The organism is Saccharopolyspora hirsuta, assembly GCF_008630535.1.
Taxonomy (GTDB): Bacteria; Actinomycetota; Actinomycetes; order Mycobacteriales; family Pseudonocardiaceae; genus Saccharopolyspora; species Saccharopolyspora hirsuta.
In genome coordinates, this window is sequence record NZ_VWPH01000011.1 from 13677 (window position 1) to 32117 (window position 18441).

The 18441-nt window shown below is 72.4% G+C and carries 17 protein-coding genes; 10 read left to right on the plus strand and 7 right to left on the minus strand.

Annotated features, from left to right (window positions below; translation table 11 throughout):
* Positions 1–118 precede the first annotated feature (118 nt).
* Positions 119–496 carry an OB-fold nucleic acid binding domain-containing protein gene (locus tag F1721_RS23020; protein WP_150068848.1) on the plus strand — a complete coding sequence of 126 codons (378 nt, stop codon included), beginning with the start codon at positions 119–121 and terminating at the stop codon, positions 494–496.
* Positions 493–1230, plus strand: a complete 738-nt coding sequence (locus F1721_RS23025; RefSeq protein ID WP_150068849.1) for a DUF3159 domain-containing protein — start codon at positions 493–495, stop codon at positions 1228–1230. Before F1721_RS23020 ends, F1721_RS23025 begins: the two co-directional genes overlap by 4 nt.
* Before the next feature lie 259 nt (positions 1231–1489).
* Here F1721_RS23025 and F1721_RS23030 read toward each other — a convergent pair whose 3' ends face one another.
* Positions 1490–2155 (minus strand): potassium channel family protein, encoded by a 666-nt coding sequence (locus tag F1721_RS23030; protein WP_150068850.1) that lies wholly within the window; start codon positions 2153–2155, stop codon positions 1490–1492.
* Complete coding sequence (locus F1721_RS23035) at positions 2155–2820, minus strand: potassium channel family protein (RefSeq protein ID WP_150068851.1); 666 nt, start codon at positions 2818–2820, stop codon at positions 2155–2157. The genes F1721_RS23030 and F1721_RS23035 overlap by 1 nt, the downstream gene beginning before the upstream one ends.
* A 236-nt stretch (positions 2821–3056) precedes the next feature.
* Between F1721_RS23035 and F1721_RS23040 the strand changes: the two genes are divergently transcribed.
* The 4 genes from F1721_RS23040 (at position 3057) to F1721_RS23055 (ending at position 8456) form a co-directional block, all read left to right on the plus strand.
* Entirely contained in the window at positions 3057–5093 is a 2037-nt protein-coding gene (locus tag F1721_RS23040; protein WP_150068852.1) for an APC family permease, read from the plus strand.
* Positions 5065–6303, plus strand: a complete 1239-nt coding sequence (locus F1721_RS23045) for a class I SAM-dependent RNA methyltransferase (RefSeq protein WP_150068853.1) — start codon at positions 5065–5067, stop codon at positions 6301–6303. Before F1721_RS23040 ends, F1721_RS23045 begins: the two co-directional genes overlap by 29 nt.
* A gap of 118 nt (positions 6304–6421) precedes the next feature.
* A complete protein-coding gene (locus tag F1721_RS23050; RefSeq protein WP_150068854.1) occupies positions 6422–7309 on the plus strand; it encodes a hypothetical protein in 888 nt (295 codons plus the stop codon).
* A gap of 25 nt (positions 7310–7334) precedes the next feature.
* Positions 7335–8456 carry a hypothetical protein gene (locus F1721_RS23055; protein WP_150068855.1) on the plus strand — a complete coding sequence of 374 codons (1122 nt, stop codon included), beginning with the start codon at positions 7335–7337 and terminating at the stop codon, positions 8454–8456.
* A gap of 9 nt (positions 8457–8465) precedes the next feature.
* On the opposite strand, the gene F1721_RS23060 is transcribed toward F1721_RS23055, so the two are convergent.
* The 3 genes from F1721_RS23060 to F1721_RS23070 are packed head-to-tail and all read right to left on the minus strand — an operon-like array spanning position 8466 to position 10448.
* A complete protein-coding gene (locus tag F1721_RS23060) occupies positions 8466–9641 on the minus strand; it encodes a WXG100-like domain-containing protein (RefSeq protein ID WP_150068856.1) in 1176 nt (391 codons plus the stop codon).
* A gap of 16 nt (positions 9642–9657) precedes the next feature.
* Complete coding sequence (locus tag F1721_RS23065) at positions 9658–9960, minus strand: WXG100 family type VII secretion target (protein ID WP_170301578.1); 303 nt, start codon at positions 9958–9960, stop codon at positions 9658–9660.
* Positions 9957–10448: a YbaB/EbfC family nucleoid-associated protein gene (locus tag F1721_RS23070; protein WP_150068857.1), complete on the minus strand. Its 492-nt coding sequence runs from the start codon at positions 10446–10448 to the stop codon at positions 9957–9959. The genes F1721_RS23065 and F1721_RS23070 overlap by 4 nt, the downstream gene beginning before the upstream one ends.
* A gap of 229 nt (positions 10449–10677) precedes the next feature.
* Here F1721_RS23070 and dxs point away from each other — a divergent pair, with 229 nt between their 5' ends.
* The 4 genes from dxs (at position 10678) to F1721_RS23090 (ending at position 14880) form a co-directional block, all read left to right on the plus strand.
* Positions 10678–12603: a 1-deoxy-D-xylulose-5-phosphate synthase gene (gene dxs, locus F1721_RS23075; protein WP_150068858.1), complete on the plus strand. Its 1926-nt coding sequence runs from the start codon at positions 10678–10680 to the stop codon at positions 12601–12603.
* An 80-nt stretch (positions 12604–12683) separates the two neighbouring features.
* Positions 12684–13370 carry a response regulator transcription factor gene (locus tag F1721_RS23080; RefSeq protein WP_150068859.1) on the plus strand — a complete coding sequence of 229 codons (687 nt, stop codon included), beginning with the start codon at positions 12684–12686 and terminating at the stop codon, positions 13368–13370.
* 4 nt (positions 13371–13374) lie between these two features.
* Positions 13375–14520: a sensor histidine kinase gene (locus F1721_RS23085; protein ID WP_150068860.1), complete on the plus strand. Its 1146-nt coding sequence runs from the start codon at positions 13375–13377 to the stop codon at positions 14518–14520.
* 114 nt (positions 14521–14634) lie between these two features.
* On the plus strand, positions 14635–14880 hold the full coding sequence (locus tag F1721_RS23090) for a hypothetical protein (RefSeq protein ID WP_150068861.1): 246 nt from the start codon (positions 14635–14637) through the stop codon (positions 14878–14880).
* Positions 14881–14985: 105 nt separating this feature from the next.
* On the opposite strand, the gene F1721_RS23095 is transcribed toward F1721_RS23090, so the two are convergent.
* Both F1721_RS23095 and F1721_RS23100 read right to left on the minus strand, forming a co-directional pair.
* Positions 14986–17082: a 3-hydroxyacyl-CoA dehydrogenase NAD-binding domain-containing protein gene (locus tag F1721_RS23095; protein WP_150068862.1), complete on the minus strand. Its 2097-nt coding sequence runs from the start codon at positions 17080–17082 to the stop codon at positions 14986–14988.
* Positions 17079–18323, minus strand: a complete 1245-nt coding sequence (locus F1721_RS23100; protein ID WP_195141563.1) for a thiolase family protein — start codon at positions 18321–18323, stop codon at positions 17079–17081. Before F1721_RS23100 ends, F1721_RS23095 begins: the two co-directional genes overlap by 4 nt.
* Positions 18324–18441 lie beyond the last annotated feature (118 nt).

Genomic DNA, 18441 nt, shown 5'->3' on the forward strand with positions numbered 1-18441 from the left:
CCGATCGAGCGATCAAGTGCGCATTCGCGCCGGGGGCGCGACCCGAGGTCCGTCGGCCGCTACGCTGGGGGTGCACGGGCTGCGCGAGTCGAGCCCCGAGGGCGCACAGGAGCGCTAGATGAGCAAGAGCGAGGGCGGCTACTGGCGTCGCCTCGTACGGCGCTTGACCAGTGACGTCGCCGAGCTGGACGCCGACGACCTCTCGGAGCGGTCGCAGGCCGGCGGGGCGCAGCCGGCCAGCGACTGCCGGTGCGGGCAGGAGGCCGTGGTGCTCGGACGGGTCCGCAGCGTCGGGCTGTGCCCGAAGGCCTCGGCGCCGACGCTGGAGGCCGAGCTGTACGACGGCACCGAGGACGTCACGCTGGTGTGGCTGGGACGCCGCCGGATCGCCGGCATCGAACCGGGTCGCATCATCAAGGCCAGCGGTCGGATCGCGGTTCGCGACGGCCGGAAGGTGCTTTACAACCCCTACTACGAGTTGCAGAACACCGCATGAGCGAACGCGACGCAGCGGCTGCCGGGCCGACCGCCCAGGACACGGCCGAGAAGCAGTCGGACGGCGAGCAGCGCGCTGCCGCCGCCGAGAACACCTTGCTGGAGCAGATGGGCGGGGTCAGCGGACTGGCCTACTCCGCGGTGCCCATCGTGGTCTTCGTGCTGATCAGCTCGTTCGTCAGCCTGATGACGGCGATCTGGTCGGCGATCGGGGTGGCGGTGGCCATCGCGATCTTCCGGCTGGTGCGCAAGGAGCCGCTGCAACCGGCCATCTCGGGCGTGCTCGGGGTGGCGGTGTGCTCGTTCATCGCCTACCGCTCCGGCGACGCCAAGGGCTTCTTCCTGCTGGGCATCTGGACGAGCCTGATCTACGGCGGGGTGTTCCTGGTGTCCGTGCTGGCCCGCTGGCCGCTGGTGGGTGTGGCCTGGTCGGCGCTGAACGGCCTGGGCTTCTCCTGGCGCAAGCAGCGGCGCGCGCTGCGCGGCTACGACCTGGCCACGCTGGCGTGGGTCGCGGTGTTCGCGGCGAAGTACGTGGTGCAGCAGTGGCTCTACGACGCCGACCAGACCGGCTGGCTGGCGTTCGCCCGGATCGCGATGGGCTACCCGCTGACCGGCCTGGCGCTGATCGTCACGGTGTGGGCGATCCGCCGCGCGGCGAAGGTCGCGGAGCAGGAGAAGGCCGCCGCGGAGGTGCCCGCGGCGCGCTCCAACCCGGACCCGTCGGTCAGCTGACCGACCCCGTGCGGACGTAGCGCGTCCGACGCGCCGGTGCCGTACCCCGCGATTTCAATGGAAATCGGACGTCCGATTTCCATTGAAATCGCTCATCCCTGTCTGTGGACAGCAGCCGCGACGGATGACCGGCACCGGTCGGCAGGTGTCGCATGCGCCGCAGGCGCATAGCCCACCCTCGCAGCTTGCACCGCTGAGGTTCCGCTACCGGCACCGCTACGCAGGGCGAGGTTGGAAGACCTCGTTGAAATCGCAGGAGTCAGGCCTCGTGGTCGTGGATGACCGCTCGGATCTGCTGCTCGACGTCCGCGGTGGCCACGAAGAGCAGCTCGTCGCCGACCTCCAGCGGGTCGTCGGCCTGCGGCACGATGACCCGGCCGCCGCGCAGGATGGTCACCAGCGCCGCGTCCGCGGGCAGCTTCAGCTCGCGGACCCGCCGCCCGGCCAGCGGCGTGCCCTCCGGCAGCGTCACCTCGACCAGGTTCGCCTGGCCCTGGCGCAGCGTCATCAGCCGGACCAGGTCGCCGACGTTGACCGCCTCCTCGACCATCGCGGCCAGCATCCGCGGCGTGGACACCGCGACGTCGACGCCCCAGGCCTCGGTGAACAGCCACTCGTTGAGCGGGTCGTTGACCCGGGCCACCACCCGGCGCACCGCGAACTCGGTCTTCGACAGCAGCGAGACCACCAGGTTCACCTTGTCGTCGCCGGTGGCCGCGATGACCACGTCGCAGGACTCCAGCCCGGCCTCCTCCAGCGACGCCAGCTCGCAGGCGTCGGCCAGCATCCACTCGGCGCCGGGGATGTTCCGCGGGTGGTAGTTCTGCACGCTGCGCTCGATCAGCAGGACCTCGTGGTCGCCTTCGAGCAGCTCCCGCGCGATGGACTGGCCGACCGCGCCGGCGCCCGCGATCGCGATGCGCATCACTCGCTCTCCTCGGGGGTTCGGCGGGCAGCCGCCGTGACGTCGGTGACGGTGCCCGACAGCGCCGCCACGTAGACCGTGTCGTCAGCCTGGACCACCGTCCTGGCGTCCGGCAGCACGCCGTTGCCGAACCGCGTGATGAACGCGACCCGCGCCCCGACGGCGGACTCCAGCTCGGACACCCGGTGCCCGACCCAGGCCTCGTGCAGCGGCAGCTGCAGGACCGCGACGGTGCCGGACGGCTCCCGCCACGCGGTGGCCACGCCCTCGGGCAGCAGCATCCGCAGGAACCGGTCGGTGGTCCACGGGACGGTGGCCACGGTGGGGATGCCCAGCCGCTGGTAGACCTCGGCGCGCTTGGGGTCGTAGATCCGGGCGACGACGTGCTCCACGCCGAAGGTCTCGCGGGCCACCCGCGCCGAGACGATGTTGGAGTTGTCCCCGTTGGACACCGCCGCGAACGCCGCCGCCTGCTCGATGCCCGCTTCGACCAGGATGTCCCGGTCGAAGCCGTTGCCGGTGATCTGCTGGCCGCGGAAGTCCTTGCCCAGGCGGTGGAACGCCTGCGGGTTCTTGTCGACCACGGCCACCGTGTGATCGAGCCGTTGCAGGGCGGCGGCCAGGGACGACCCGACCCGGCCGCAGCCCATGATCACCACGTGCACGACCTTCGTCTCCTCGTTGCGGGGATGTGCTGGCGTCGCGACGACCTCGCGATCGCCTGCTGACGGTACCTGGACGGCCGCGGATCCGAGGCGGGTCGCGACGGACGGCTCCGGGCTGCTGCACCGTACCGGGTGAGGTGCGGATGCGGGCACGGGTGGCCCCGGGATGTGACCTGCGAGCAAAACGGACGGCCGAACCACCCGGTCGACCGGTCCTACCGCTTACGCTCTGTGCCGTGTCCAAGCTCGCAACCGCGGCGAAACGGCTGATCGTCGGTCGGCCGTTCCGCAGCGACCGCCTCGCGCACACGCTGCTGCCCAAGCGCATCGCCCTGCCGGTGTTCTCCTCCGACGCCATGTCCAGCGTCGCCTACGCCCCCGAAGAGATCCTGCTGGTGCTCTCGGTCGCGGGCGTCTCGGCGTACGCGATGAGCCCGTGGATCGGACTGCTGGTCGCCGTCGTGATGATCGCGGTGGTCGCCTCGTACCGGCAGAACGTCCGCGTCTACACCTCCGGCGGCGGCGACTACGAGGTGGCCACCGTCAACCACGGGCGCCGGTGGGGGCTGGTGGTGGCCAGCGCGCTGCTGGTCGACTACATCCTCACCGTCGCGGTCTCCATCTCCTCCGCGGCGGCCAACATCGGCTCGGTGATCCCGTTCGTGGCCGAGCACAAGGTGCTGTTCGCGGTCGGGGCGATCGTGCTGCTGACCGCGTTGAACCTGCGCGGCGTCCGGGAGTCCGGCTCGCTGTTCGCCATCCCGACCTACGCCTTCGTCATCGGCGTCCTCGGCATGATCGCCTGGGGCCTGTTCCAGACCTACGTGCTCGGCGCGGACCTGCGGGCCGAGAGCGCCGACTTCGGGCTGGTGCCCGACGAGACCCAGATGGCCGGGGTCGCGTTCGCCTTCGTGGTGCTGCGGGCGTTCTCCTCCGGCAGCGCGGCGCTGACCGGTGTGGAGGCGATCAGCAACGGCGTTCCGGCGTTCCGCAAGCCGAAGTCGCGCAACGCCGCCACCACGCTGGCCCTGATGGGCACCATCGCCGTGGTGATGTTCCTGGGCCTGCTGTGGCTGGCCGGGGTCACCGGCGCCGTGGTCGCCGAGGACCCGGCGCACCAGCTCATCGGCGCGCCGGAGGGCTACCAGCAGAAGACGCTGGTCGCGCAGCTGGCCGGTGCGGTGTTCGCGGGATTCCCGCCCGGCGTGTGGTACCTGGTGTTCTTCACCGGCCTGATCCTGGTGCTGGCGGCCAACACCGCGTTCAACGGCTTCCCGGTGCTCGGCTCGATCCTGGCGCAGGACCGGTTCCTGCCGCGGCAGCTGCACACCCGCGGCGACCGGCTGGCGTTCTCCAACGGCATCCTGTTCCTGGCCACCGGCGCGGTCATCCTGGTGTTCGCCTTCGAGGCAGAGGTGACCCGGCTGATCCAGCTCTACATCGTCGGCGTGTTCGTGTCGTTCGTGCTCAGCCAGAGCGGCATGATCCGGCACTGGAACCGCAAGCTGCGCACCGAGGAGGACCCGCAGACCCGGCAGCGGATGCGCCGGGCGCAGTCCATCAACGCCTTCGGGCTGCTGATGACGGCCAGCGTGCTGGTGATCGTGCTGATCACCAAGTTCACCCACGGCGCCTGGATCGCCATCGCCGCGATGGCCGCCATCTACGTGCTGATGACCGCCATCCACCGGCACTACGACCGGGTGGCCGAGGAGCTCAAGCAGCAGGAGGCCGACGCCGTGCTGCCCTCCCGGAACCACGCGCTGATCCTGGTCTCCAAGCTGCACCTGCCGACGATGCGGGCCATCGCCTACGCCCGCGCCACCCGGCCCGACGTGCTGGAGGGCGTGACGGTCAACGTCGACGACAACGACACCCGGGCGCTGACCGCGCAGTGGGAGGCGGAGAACCTGCCGGTGCCGCTGAAGGTGCTGGAATCGCCCTACCGGGAGATCACCCGGCCGGTGCTGGAGTACGTCAAGCGCATCCGCCGGGACAGCCCCCGCGACGTGGTCACCGTGTTCATCCCGGAGTATGTGGTGGGGCACTGGTGGGAGCAGCTGCTGCACAACCAGAGCGCGCTGCGGCTCAAGAGCCGGCTGCTGTTCCAGCCGGGTGTGATGGTCACCAGCGTGCCGTGGCAGCTGGAGTCCTCCGACCGCATCCGCCAGAAGAAGAAGCAGCAGCTGGCCTCCATGCCGGGCGCGACGCGGCGCGGGCTGGGGATCAACGGGAAGGGAAGCGGTGACCGGAAAACCGGACTGGACCGGTAGGCGGCTCGAGGTCGAGGTGGGCGCCGTCGCGCACGGCGGCCACTGCGTGGCGCGGCACGAGGGCCGGGTGGTGTTCGTCCGGCACGCGCTGCCCGGCGAGGTCGTGGTCGCGGAGGTCACCGAGGACGCCGGGGGCGGGTTCTGCCGCGCGGACGCGATCGAGGTCCTGACCCCGGCCGCGGGCCGGGTGAGCCCGCCCTGCCCGCTGGCCGACATGGCGCTGGGCCGCGACAGGTGCGGCGGTTGCGACTGGCAGCACGCCTCGGGGGAGACCCAGCGCGAGCTGAAGGCGGCGGTGGTCGCCGAGCAGCTGCAGCGGATCGCCGGGATCGACTGGCCGGTCCAGGTGCGCGAGCTGCCCGGCGGGCTGCTGCGCTGGCGCACCCGCGCGCGGCTGGCGGTGGACCGCCGCGGCAACGCCGGGTTCCGGGCGCACCGCAGCCACCGGGTGATCCCGGTCGAGGACTGCCCGATCACCGCGGCGGGCGCGATGGCTGAGGTCACCGACCGCCGTTGGCGGCCGGGCGCGGAGCTGACCGTGGTGGAGGACTCGCGCGGCGAGGTGCACGTGACCGCGGTGGACCACAAGCCGCAGCGGCGGCACGCGCGTCCCGTGGCCCGGCACGTCCGCGGCGGCGAGGTGGCGCACGAGTCCGCGCGGGGCCGCGCGTTCGACGTGTCGGTGCAGGGCTTCTGGCAGGTGCACGAGGCTGCGCCGGACGTGTTCAGCGAGACCGTCGCCCGGCTGGCCGCCGTGCCGTCCGGTGGCGTGGCCTGGGACCTCTACGGCGGGGTCGGGCTGTTCGCCGCGGTGCTCGCCGAGCAGGTCGGGCCGACCGGATCGGTGCTGCTGGTGGAGTCGTCCAAGCGCGCGGTGGAGGACGCGGTGGCGAACCTCCGGGACCTCCCGCAGGTGTCGTTCCGGGCGGGCACCGTGGAGCGGGTGACCGCGGACGAGGAGCTGCCGGTGCCCGACGTCGTGGTGCTGGACCCGCCGCGCAAGGGCGCCGGGCGCGCCGTGGTGGACGCGGTGACCGCGCGACGGCCGTCGCGGATCGTGCACGTGGCCTGCGACCCGGCGGCGCTGGCGCGCGACGTCGGCCTGTACGCGGAGCGCGGCTACCGCCTGCGCGAGCTGGAGGCCTTCGACGCCTTCCCGATGACCCACCACCTCGAGTGCATCGCCCTGCTGGAGACCACCGGCGAGTAGCCGCGGCCCCTCCTCCCGCCGGACCGCAGTGTCAACTGATACTGCGGTCCCGCTTGTCGTGGTGGGGGATCGGATCGGCCGGGGATTAAGGTGCTGGTCGCAGCGGGAGGGAGGCGCGGTGTGGCTTGACGAGGTGCCCGGCCGGATCGATCCGCGTTCCCGGGCTGCGGTCGAGCAGCGGTGGCGCCGAGCGCGGACCTGGCTGCGGGTGGCGGCCCTCTTCTGCGTCGCCGAGCTGGTCTTGTCGGTGCTGGGATTGGCCTGGTCGCTGGTCGCCGAGGGCTCGGCGATGCCGGTGGCCGGACCGCGCGGCACCCAGGACCTGGTGGGCTGGGCGTTCGCCGCGGTGCTCGTCGTGCTGCCGATCCCAGCCGCGGTGTGGCTGGCCAGGCGCGCGGCGGACGGGATCGACTGGCGCCGCAAGCCGCACGGCTGGCACCTGTACTCCGCCGTCGTCGCGCCGCTGCAGGCGCTCGGGTTGCTGCTGGCGCTGATCTCGGTGGTCGGCAACGGCGTGCTGTCGTGGTGGCAGCCGGTGGTGGTGCTGGTGGTCGGGACCGCGATCCCGGTGCTCGCCACCGAGGCGGCCCGCCGCGCGGTGCTCCGGCCGCCGCTGAGCGAGCTGGGCGGCAGCGAGTTCGTGCTGCGGTTGCCGCTGCGCTCCCCGCAGGGCGGTGGGGAGGATTCCCTGCTGCTGACCGAGGATCGGCTGCGGCTGACCGTGCGGACCGCCGCGGGGCGACCGGCCCGGCAACCGTCCACGAAGGACATCGAGCTCTCGGCGATCACCGAGGTCGGGGCGCGGCCGAGCACGCCGGAGGACCGGGCTTGGGCCTGGCTCGCCGACGGGCGCGGGGTGTCCGTGCCGCCCGGCGACGTGGTGGTGGTCCGCACCCGGCACGAGGAGCAGCTGCTGCCGGTCGATCCGGAGTTCGCCGACGTTCTGAGCGCCCGCGTCGCCATGCGCGGGCGGGCACCGGTGCGCCTCGACCCCGGTGGGTGCTGACCGTTCGAGGAGTGGGAACCGCGAGATGACACGACGCGAACACCTGCCGGAGGTGCTGCCCGCACCGCCCGAGTCGGGTGCCGAGACGCAGCCCGTGCCCGGGAACCCCGGTGCGGCGCGGGAATCCGTGCCCGGTCGACGTCCGGTGGCGCTGGTCCTGGGCGGGCTGGCCGTCGTGCTGCTGCCCGCGCTGACGCTGCTGCTGGGGCTGCGCGCCGTGCCCGGGTTCCTGCTGGCCTGGTCGGCCGGGTGGGTCGTGCTCGCCGCTGCGGGCTGGCTGCTGGACCAGCGGACTCCGCGCCGGTGGCCGGGTTGGGCGCTGCTGGCCGCGGTGCCCCCGGCGGTCGTCGACCTGATCTTCGGCGTGCCGGTCGGGCTGGCGCTGCTGGTCGTCGGGCCGGTGCTGGCGCGGGTGGCGCAGCGCCGGTGCACCGAGCCCGCGCTGGACCTCGCCGAGCTCGACGTGGAGATCGCCTTCCCGGTCGGCACCGGGAAGCTGCGGATCGGCCGGGACCGGGCGGTGCTGGCGCAGAGCACCAGGTCCGGCGGCGGGCACGTCGACCACGCGCTGCCGCTGGCCGAGCTCACCCTCGCCCAGCCCGGCGAGGTCGACGCGGACGACGCCTGGTGGCCGCTGCCGGGCGGTGCCGGGATCCGCCTGCGTCGCGGTCCGGCGGTGCGGCTGGTCGCTGGCCGACAGCAGTGGGTGCTGCCGGTCGAGGATCCGAGACTGGTGGCCGCCATCGCGCGGCGCCGTGCCACCGCGGCCTGGCCGCAGCGCACCGGTCCGCAGAGCGTCGACGCCTGGCACGCCCTGCGCAAGTGGGCCGTTGCGCGCACCAAGACTTTCCGCAGCGGCAGGCAGACCCAGGCCTACCCGGCGTTCCGGGCGCTGGTGGGCTTCGCGGCCGCGATGCTCGGCTCGGGCCTCCTGGCCAGCGCGATCGGCCGGGGGCTCACCGACTTCGGGGTGTGGATCGCCGGAGCCGTTCTCCTGGCGCTCGGCGGCTACTTCGTCGTCGCGTGGCTGCGCGTGCGCAAGCGCCTGGAGTTCGCCGAGCTCCAGCAGCTCCCGCCGGACAGCCCGCCCTGGGGTGATCCGCGCCCGGACTTCGCCCCGGTCCGGGGATGGCGCCCCTGGCGGTGAGCGCCGCCCCTACTCCTTCGGCGGTTCCGGGAGGTCGAGCTTCTCCGGCGGCCGCTGGGGAGTTTCGCCGACCTGGCCGTAGTCGTTGCTGTTGACGTTGTTCGGGCCGCCCGGGACGTTGATGTGCTGACCGGCCGTCCCGGAGTTGTACCCGCTGCTGTAGGGGCTGTCCACATTGGCCCCGGCCACCGATCCCTCGTCGGTCCGGAACCGCCAGCCCTGCGTGTTGGAGCCCGAGGTCCACTCGCCGCCGCCCGGAGCGTCGCCGCGACCGTTGCCCTCCCACGTCGCGTTCAAGCCCTCGTGCCTGCCCTGCATGCCGCCGGTCGCGCCGCCCACACCGCCGGAGATGGCGCCCGAGGTGAAGTCGCCCCAGCTGGGCAGCTCGCCGTGCATGCCCTTGTTGATGGTGTTGCCGAGCATCCCGGACAGCGCGCCCCGCGCGGCGCCGTAGGCGGCGGCCTCGGTGAAGTTCTTGGTGGCGTTGCCCATCAGGTCCCGGCCGACCTGCTGGCCGACACCGGGCGCGACGCCGTCGACCAGACCGCCCGCCAGGCCCGCCGCGACACCGGAGACCGCGGCGTTGCCGGTGTTGGACCAGTCCCAGCTGCGCCGGTCGCCCTTGGCGACCTGGACGCCCTGGATCCCGGCGTCGATGCCGACGTTGATCGCCACGTTGAGCAGGACCTGCTGCCCGATCTTCTGCAGCAGCTGCTGGAAGAACATCCGCACGGTCAGCTGGGTGGCCGCCTGGGCGACCGGGATCCCGGCCGTGCTCGCCCCGAAGGTGGCCACCGCCGAGGCGACCATCGCGGCGATCTGCGCGGCCAGCACGAGCAGCGCCGCGATGATGCTCATCTTGGTGTACTCGATCTCCAGCGCGGCGCCGTCGGCGCCTTCGCCGAGCGCCTCGCAGAGCTTCTTCAGGTCCGGCAGGTGCCCGGCGTCGCCGTTGACGTAGTTCTTCGCGAACTGCTCGAACGCGTCGTGCGTCTGGCCCTGCATGGTGCCCAGCGCCGCCTGCACGGCGGCCTCGGTCTCCTGGATGACGTCCTCGACGTCCTTGCCCGCGGCCGTCCACGCCTCGGCGACCCGGCGCAGCGCGGTCTCGTCGCCCTCCGGCCAGTCGGCGCCCACCACGATCGGCGTCAGCCACTTCACCGCGTCCGGAATCTCGATGCCCATCGGGTCCCCCCAGTGCTCAGCGGAAGCTGTCGGCGTTGCCCTCGTCGACCGCGTCCCAGTCGTTCGCGGTGGCGTCGAGCTCGCCGCGGATCTGGTGCAGGGCCCCGTTGAGCCCGGAGAAGGTGTCGAGGGCCGAGGTGGAGCCCGGCTCGTAGTCCTTGCCGAACTCCTGCCCGGCCTGGTCCCCGCCCCAGCACTTGCCCTCGGCCTGCAGCGCGGCGTTCAGCTTGTCCAGCGCGGACTGCAGCTTGTCGGCTGCCGCGTCGAACTTGGGGGAGGCGCCGCGCAACGCCTCGGGGTCGACGTCGAAACCGCTCACCACGGGTCCTTCCGGAAGGCGGACGGGGGCTCCCAGTCGTCGTCCGGATCGTCGGGCTGGACCCGGGTGGTCGGCTCCGGCGGCGGGGCGGGCATCAGGTCCTTCAGCGACGGGGTGCCGGGGAAGAGGTCCGGCAGGTCCGGGACGTTCTCCTGCACAGGGGCCAGCGCCGCGTCCGCCTTGCCGCGCGCGTCGTGCGCGGCTGCTTGCGCCGCCTCGCGGAAGCTGCGGGCCAGCTTCTCCGGGGTGCTCGACCGGAACGCCGACGGCGAGATCTGCACGTCGGTGACGATGCCCACAGCGTTGACCCGCACGGTCACCAGGCCGTCGGCCGACGTCGCCTCGCCGGTCGCCGCCATCGCCGCGTCCTGCGCTTCGCGCAGCTGCGCGGTCTGCCGCTGCAGGCCCTCCAGCAGCGACGAAACCTGTTCGCGCATGGCCGCGTTGCGGGCCTCCAGCTCGGCCTTGCGGCCCCCGGGATCGGTCATCGCGCCTCCTCGACTGATTGCCGAACGCTAGCAACAGCGGCCGTTCGGCGGTACCGGTACGAACCGGTTCCGTTTAGCCGGCGGGTGGCGGGAGGGGGTGCACACCGCGCCGGGCTGCCGGTAGCCCGCTCCGTAGACTGGGCGCACCATGTATCGCGGCGGAGCCAGGCAGCCAGCCCGGCCCCGGCATGCGAGTGAACCCGACCAGCACGATGAGTGAGGTGGAGCGGTGACGCTGCTGGGGTCCGTGCGCAGTCCGGCCGACGTCAGGCGCCTTAAGCACGCTGAGCTGGCGCAACTGGCCGAGGAGATCAGGCAGTTCCTGATCGAGAAGGTCTCGCGCACCGGTGGTCACCTGGGACCGAACCTGGGGGCGGTGGAGCTGACCCTGGCCGTGCACCGGGTGTTCGACTCGCCGCGCGACGCGGTGGTGTTCGACACCGGCCACCAGGCCTACGTGCACAAGATCATCACCGGTCGGCAGGACGGCTTCGACCGGCTGCGCAAGCGGGACGGCCTGTCCGGCTACCCGTCGCGCGCCGAGAGCGACCACGACCACGTGGAGAACAGCCACGCCTCGACCGCGCTGTCCTACGCCGACGGCATGGCGCGCGCCTTCCAGCTGCGCGGTGAGCAGCGGCACGCCGTGGCCGTGGTCGGTGACGGCGCGCTGACCGGCGGGATGTGCTGGGAGGCGTTGAACAACATCGCCGCCGACCAGGAGCGCCCGGTGGTGATCGTGGTCAACGACAACGGCCGTTCCTACGCCCCGACCATCGGCGGTCTGGCCGAGCACCTCGCCGCGCTGCGGTTGAACCCGAGCTACGAGAAGGCGCTGGAGAGCGGCCGCCGCACGCTGCGCAACCTGCCCGTGGTGGGCCGTTCGCTCTACACCGGGCTGCACGCGGCCAAGAGCGGAATCAAGGACGCCTTCGCCCCGCAGGTGATGTTCTCCGACCTGGGCATCAAGTACCTGGGCCCGGTGGACGGCCACGACCTGCGCGCGATGGAGCACGCGCTGCAGATGGCCAAGTCCTTCGGCGGGCCGGTGATCGTGCACGCGGTGACCCGCAAGGGCAACGGCTTCGCCCCGGCCGAGAACGACGAGGCCGAGCAGATGCACCAGGTCAAGGTCATCGACCCGGAGACCGGGCTGCCGACCAAGCCGGCCCCGAAGAGCTGGACCGACGTCTACTCCGACGAGCTGGTGAAGATCGGCGCGGAGCGGCCCGACGTGGTGGCCATCACTGCGGCGATGCTCGGCCCGACCGGGCTGCGCAAGTTCGGCGAGGCCTACCCGGACCGCTGCTTCGACGTCGGCATCGCCGAGCAGCACGGCATGACCTCGGCGGCCGGGCTGGCGATGGGCGGGCTGCACCCGGTGTTCGCGGTGTACTCGACGTTCCTCAACCGCGCGTTCGACCAGCTGCTGATGGACGTCGCGCTGCACAAGCAGCCGGTCACGGTCACCCTGGACCGCTCCGGCATCACCGGCGACGACGGCGCCAGCCACAACGGCATGTGGGACCTGTCGATCCTGGGCCTGGTCCCCGGCATCCGGGTCGCCGCGCCGCGCGACGCGGTGACGTTGCGCGAGGAGCTGCGCGAGGCGGTCGCCGTCGACGACGGGCCGACCGTGGTGCGCTTCTCCAAGGGCTCGGTGATTGAGGAGGTGCCCGCCGTCGAGCGCATCGGCGGGGTGGACGTGCTGCGGCGCGGCCAGGGCGACGTGCTGCTGGTCGCGGTCGGCGCGTTCGGCAAGCTCGCGGTGGCCGCGGCCGAGCGGCTGGCCGCGCAGGGCGTCGAGGTCACCGTGGTGGACCCGCGCTGGGTGGTGCCGGTCCCGGAGCAGGTCGTCGACCTGGCGTCCCGGCACCGGCTGGTGGTCACCCTGGAGGACTGCGGTCGGCACGGCGGTTTCGGCTGGGCGCTGGCCGCCGCGCTGCGCGACGCGGAGCTGGACGTCCCGCTGCGCGACCTGGCGGTGCCGAACGAGTTCCTGGACCACGCCTCGCGCGAGGAGGTGCTGGCCGACCTCGGCCTCACCGAGCAGGACATCGCACACCGCATCACCGGGTGGCTGGCCAAGTTCGGCGGCCCGCGCGTCCCGCTGCGGGTCGCGGCGGACGCGGAGCGCCCGGCCGCCAACGGCTGATCCGTCGTGAGCGGCGGTGAGAACCCGCCGCTCACGACGAGTTCGATCTGCGGGTCTGCGCGTTGTGGCAGGGTGAGGGCGTGCGAATCCTGGTCGTCGAGGACGAGAAGCCGTTGGCCGACGCGATCGCTCGCGGGCTGCGCCGGGACGGCATGGCCGTGGACGTCGCCTACGACGGCGAGAGCGGTCAGGAGAAGGCGTCGATCACCCGCTACGACGTGGTGGTGCTCGACCGGGACCTGCCCGGCATGTCCGGCGACGAGCTGTGCCAGCAGCTGATCAACTCCGGCGCGCTGACCCGGGTGCTCATGCTCACCGCGAGCGGCACGGTCGCCGACCGGGTCGCCGGGCTGTCCCTGGGCGCCGACGACTACCTGGCCAAGCCGTTCGCCTTCGCCGAGCTGGTCGCCCGCGTGCGGGCGCTGGGGCGGCGCGCGACCCCGGCCCAGCCGCCGCTGCTCACCGCGCAGGAGCTGGAGCTGGACCCGGCGCGCCGCACGGTGCGCCGCCGCGACGGCGAGATCGAGCTGACCCGCAAGGAGTTCGGCGTCCTGGAGGTCCTGCTGTCGGCAGGGGGAGCGGTGGTGAGCTCCGAGGAGCTGCTGGAGCGGGTCTGGGACGAGAACGCCGACCCGTTCACCACCACGGTGCGGGTCACCATGATGACCTTGCGCAAGAAGCTGGGGGAGCCGGGCATCATCGAAACCGTGGTCGGCTCCGGCTACCGCGTGCCGTCGGCGGGGCGCGCCGAGCACGCGCGGGGCTGACCGGATGCGCGCGGCCGCCCGATCGTTCTCCCGCCGCGGGCCCGGCCTCCGGCTCCGCCTGACGCTGCTGGCGACCGGGCTGGTCGCCGCCGTCAGCGGCCTGCTGCTGTGGTTGGGCTGGGTGCTGGTGGGCAACGTGGTGGCCGCGGTGCCGCAGCTGCCGGACGGCACGGTGGTCCGGGTGCACGGCGTGGACGTGCCCGCGCCGCTGCTGGGCGAAGCGCTGCGCGACTCCGCGCGCCAGCAGGTCCTGCTGATCGGCGGGGGAGCGTTCGTGGCCGTGGTGCTGGCCGCCGCGCTGCTGGCGTGGACGGTGACCGGCCGGGTCCTGCGACCGCTGCACGAGGTCACCGCCACCGCGCGGCAGCTCTCGGCGGAGTCGCTGGACGAGCGGATCGCACTGAGCGGTCCGCGCGACGAGGTGGCCCGGCTCGCCGACACCTTCGACGAGATGCTCGACCGGCTGCAGGCGGCTTTCGACTCCCAGCGCCGCTTCGTCGCCAACGCCAGCCACGAGCTGCGCACCCCGCTGTCGGTGATCCGCACGGAGCTGGAGGTCACGCTCTCCGACCCGGACGCCGACGAGGCGGAGCTGCGCCGGATGGCCGAGGTGGTCCGCGAGGCCACCGCCCGCGCGGAACGCCTGGTGGAGGCGTTGCTGCTGCTGGCCCGCACGGAAGGCGTCGAGCTGGCGGTGCGCGAACCGGTGGACCTCACCGAGGTGGTGGGGCGAGCGCGCCGCGCGGTGGAGCCGGAGGTCCGCCAGCACGGCTTGCGCGTGACGTGCAGCGGCGAACCGGCCTTCGCGGTGGGCGACCCGGCGCTGCTGGAGCGGGTGGCCGGGAACCTGCTGGAGAACGCGGTGCGGCACAACGTCGACGGCGGCTGGGTGGAGATCACCATCGGCAGCGATCCGCGGTGGACGACCCTGCGGGTGGCCTCCTCCGGCCAGCGGATCCCGGCGGACCAGGTGGACGCCCTCTTCGAACCGTTCCGCCGAGCAGGGGTCGAGCGAACCGCCCGCAGCGGAGCGGGCCTCGGCCTGTCGATCGTCCAAGCAGCGACCCAAGCCCACCACGGCCGGGTCCACGCCGAAGCCCTCCCCACCGGAGGCCTGGCAGTGACCGTCCAACTCCCCGCCGCGCCCTGAGGCCGGGTCTACCCCGGTACGGCGATAAGGCCGAACTGAGCAGCGTCCGAATACCCCAAGCGGAAGCTGGAATGGCCTCTCGATTTGAGAAGGCCGTGCTGCGAAGGAGATTTCGTGCCAGGACCGGATTTGCCGCCGCCGGACGAGCTGTTCGACATCGACGCCTGGGCATACCGCTGGCCCAGCGGAGCGGAGAAGGCCGAACTCGTGGCGGGCATCCTGATCTTCAGCGGCGAGTTCGACGAACGTGACGTCGAGATCGCCCGCCGCGCCTACCCAGGACGCCAAGTCGTCCTGAATGACGGCGGAGGTATCGAAATCCACCCTGCCAGCGACACTCCGCCCCACCCGCGCTCGTAGGGCTCAGCTTTGGCTGATTGGTGGGGTCTGCACAGCAGAAACGCCATCCGAACGCGGAGCGGGGCCGGGACGTATCCGTCCCGGCCCCGCTTCAGCTCACTCCGGTCAGGCGGGGACTGAGGCCACGCCCGGGTCGAGGAAGCGCTTGCCGTTGACCTTCTCCGAGATGCCCGCCCGGTCCAGGTACGGCGTGATGCCGCCCAGCCAGAACGGCCAGCCCGCGCCGAGGATCATGCACAGGTCGATGTCCTGCGCCTCGGCGACCACGCCCTCGTCGAGCATGATCCGGATCTCCTCGGCCAGCGCGTTCAGCGCCCGCTCGCGGACCTGCTCGGCCGTGGACGGCTTGTCTCCCTGCTCCCACAGCGCCGCGACCTCGGGGTCCACGACCTGCTTGCCGGAGTCGTCGGTGGTCCACACCGCGGTCTTGCGGGCTTCGACGAACCGCTGCATGTTGGCGCTGATGCCGAACCGGTCCGGGTAGGCCGCGTGCATCGTCTCGTTGACGTGCTGGGCGACCGCCGGGCCGACCAGCTGCAGCAGCACCATCGGGGTCATCGGCAGGCCCAGCGGCTCCAGGGCGTTGTCGGCGACCTCGAACGGGGTGCCCTCGTCGACGGTGGCGATGACCTCGCCCATGAAGCGGGTCAGCAGCCGGTTCACCACGAACGCCGGGGCGTCCTTGACCAGCACGCAGGACTTCTTCAGCTGCTTGCCGACCTTGAACGCGGTGGCCAGGGCCGCGTCGTCGGTCTTGTCGCCGCGCACCACCTCCAGCAGCGGCAGGACCGCGACCGGGTTGAAGAAGTGGAAGCCGACGACCCGCTCCGGGTGCTGCAGCTTCGAGGCCATCTCGGTGATCGACAGCGACGAGGTGTTGGTCGCCAGGATCGCCTCGGCGGAGACGTGCTCCTCCAGCTCGGCGAACACCTGCTGCTTGACCGACATCTCCTCGAAGACGGCCTCGATGACGAAGTCGGCGTCGGCGAACGCCGCCTTGTCCAGCGAGCCGGTGACCAGCGCCTTGAGCTTGTTGACCGCGTCCGGCGACAGGCGGCCCTTGGCGGCCAGCTTGTCGATCTCGCCGTGGATGTAGGCCACGCCGCGGTCGATGCGCTCCTGGTCGATGTCGGTGATGACCACCGGCACCTCCAGGCGGCGCACGAACAGCAGCGCCAGCTGCCCGGCCATCAGCCCGGCGCCGACCACGCCGACCTTCTTGACCTCGCGGGCCAGCGACTTGTCCGGCGCACCGGCCGGGCGCTTGGCGCGCTTCTGGGTCAGGTCGAACGAGTACAGGCCGGAGCGCAGCTCGTCGGACATCAGCGCGTCGGCCAGCGCCTCGGTCTCGGCCGCGTAACCGGCGTCGAGGTCGTTGCCGCGGGCCAGCTCGATCAGCTCGACGGCCTTGGTCACCGCCGGGGAGGCCCCGTGGGTGCGGGACTCGACGATGCCCTTGGCGCGGGCCACCGCGTCGTCCCAGCCCTTGCCGCGGTCGATCTCCGGGCGCGAGACGGTCTGCTCGCCGTTGACCACGCGGACCGCCCAGCGGATCGACTCCTCCAGGAAGTCCGGGCTGTCCAGCAGCTCGTCGAAGATGCCCAGCGCCTGGGCCTTCTTCGGGTTGAGCATCCGGTTCTGGCTGAGCGCGTTCTCGATGATCACGGTGACCGCGGCGTCCGGACCGATCAGGTTCGGCAGCAGCTGGGTGCCGCCCCAGCCCGGGAACAGGCCGAGGAAGCACTCCGGGAACGCGACCATGCCCGCGGACTTCGACACCGTCCGGTAGTGGCAGGACAGCGCCAGCTCCAGGCCGCCGCCCAGGGCCGCGCCGTTGACGAACGCGAAGGTCGGGATCTTCGACTCGGTGAGCCGGCGGAACACGTCGTGCCCGGTCTTGGCGATCAGGTGCGCGTGCTCGCGCTCGGTGATCCGCCCGATGCCGGACAGGTCCGCGCCGACGGCGAAGATGAACGGCTTGCCGGTGACCGCGATGGCCGCGGGCTCGGCGGCGAAGGCCTCGTCCAGCGCGGCGTTCAGGCTCTCCAGCCCGCCCGGGCCGAAGGTGGACGGCCGGGTGTGGTCGTGGCCGTTGTCGATGGTGATCAGCGCGAGCTTGCCGGACAGGCCGGGTACGTCCACGAGGCGGGTGTGCGCCTTGGTGACCACCTCGTCCGGGAACAGCGCGGCGAATTCGGTCACTGCTCGCCTCCAGCGTTGTAGTTCGGGTTCTCCCAGATGACCGTGCCGCCCATGCCGAAGCCGATGCACATGGTGGTGATCCCGTAGCGGACCTCGGGGTGCTCGGCGAAGTGGCGGGACAGCTGCGTCATCAGCCGCACGCCGGAGGAGGCCAGCGGGTGGCCGCAGGCGATCGCGCCGCCCCACGGGTTGACCCGCGGGTCGTCGTCGGCGATGCCGAAGTGCTCCAGGAAGGCCAGCACCTGGACCGCGAACGCCTCGTTGATCTCGAACAGGCCGATGTCGTCGATGCTCAGCCCGGCGCGCTCCAGCGCCTTCTCGGTGGCCGGCACCGGACCGACGCCCATGACCTCCGGCTCGACGCCGGCGAAGGCGTAGCCGACCAGCCGCATGCCGACCGGCAGGCCCAGCGCGGCGGCGGTGTCGGCGTCGGCCAGCAGGCAGCCGGTGGCGCCGTCGTTGAGGCCCGCGGCGTTGCCCGGGGTGACCCGGCCGTGCGGGCGGAACGGGGTCTTGAGCCCGGCCAGCGCGTCCACGGTGGTGCCCGGGCGCGGCGGCTCGTCGGTGGTGGCCAGGCCCCAGCCCTGCTCGGCGGAGCGGGTGGACACCGGCACCAGGTCCGGGGTGATCTTGCCCGCCCGCAGCGCCTCGTCGTAGCGCTGCTGGCTCAGGGCCGCGTAGGCGTCCGTGCGCTGCTTGGTCAGCGTCGGGAAGCGGTCGTGCAGGTTCTCCGCGGTCGAGCCCATGATCAGCGCGGACGGGTCGACGATCTTGTCCGACACGTAGCGCGGGTTGGGGTCGACGCCCTCGCCCATCGGGTGGTTGCCCATGTGCTCGACGCCGCCCGCGATCGCCACGTCGTAGGCGCCGAAGGCGATGCCGCTGGACACGGTGGTCACCGCGGTCATGGCGCCCGCGCACATCCGGTCGATGGCGAAGCCGGGGACCGACTTGGGCAGCCCGGCCAGCAGCGCGGCGCTGCGGCCGATGGTCAGGCCCTGGTCGCCGATCTGGGTGGTGGCGGCGATGGCGACCTCGTCGATGCGCTCCGGCGGCAGCTCCGGGTGCCGCCGCAGCAGCTCCCGGATGACCTTGACGACCAGGTCGTCGGCGCGGGTCTCGGCGTAGATGCCCTTGGAACCGGCCTTGCCGAACGGCGTGCGTACGCCGTCGACGAAGACCACGTCCCGAACCGCTGGGCGGCTGCGGCTGTCGGCGGGTGCCGACGCAGGTGCGGCCACGGCGTGCTCCTCACTGGCTTGGTGGATGGTGCTCGGCCGGGTCCGCGCGGAGACTTACCGGCCGGTAACCGCACTCTAGCGCTTATTACCCGCCGGTAACCACACGCCCACCCCTGTC

Coding starts and splice junctions, on each gene's coding strand:
- F1721_RS23020 (WP_150068848.1), top strand. CDS start 119: ATGAGCAAGAGCGAGGGCGGCTACTGGCGTCGCCTCGTACGGCGCTTG.
- F1721_RS23025 (WP_150068849.1), top strand. CDS start 493: ATGAGCGAACGCGACGCAGCGGCTGCCGGGCCGACCGCCCAGGACACG.
- F1721_RS23030 (WP_150068850.1), bottom strand. CDS start 2,155: ATGCGCATCGCGATCGCGGGCGCCGGCGCGGTCGGCCAGTCCATCGCG.
- F1721_RS23055 (WP_150068855.1), top strand. CDS start 7,335: ATGACACGACGCGAACACCTGCCGGAGGTGCTGCCCGCACCGCCCGAG.
- F1721_RS23060 (WP_150068856.1), bottom strand. CDS start 9,641: ATGGGCATCGAGATTCCGGACGCGGTGAAGTGGCTGACGCCGATCGTG.
- F1721_RS23070 (WP_150068857.1), bottom strand. CDS start 10,448: ATGACCGATCCCGGGGGCCGCAAGGCCGAGCTGGAGGCCCGCAACGCG.
- F1721_RS23085 (WP_150068860.1), top strand. CDS start 13,375: ATGCGCGCGGCCGCCCGATCGTTCTCCCGCCGCGGGCCCGGCCTCCGG.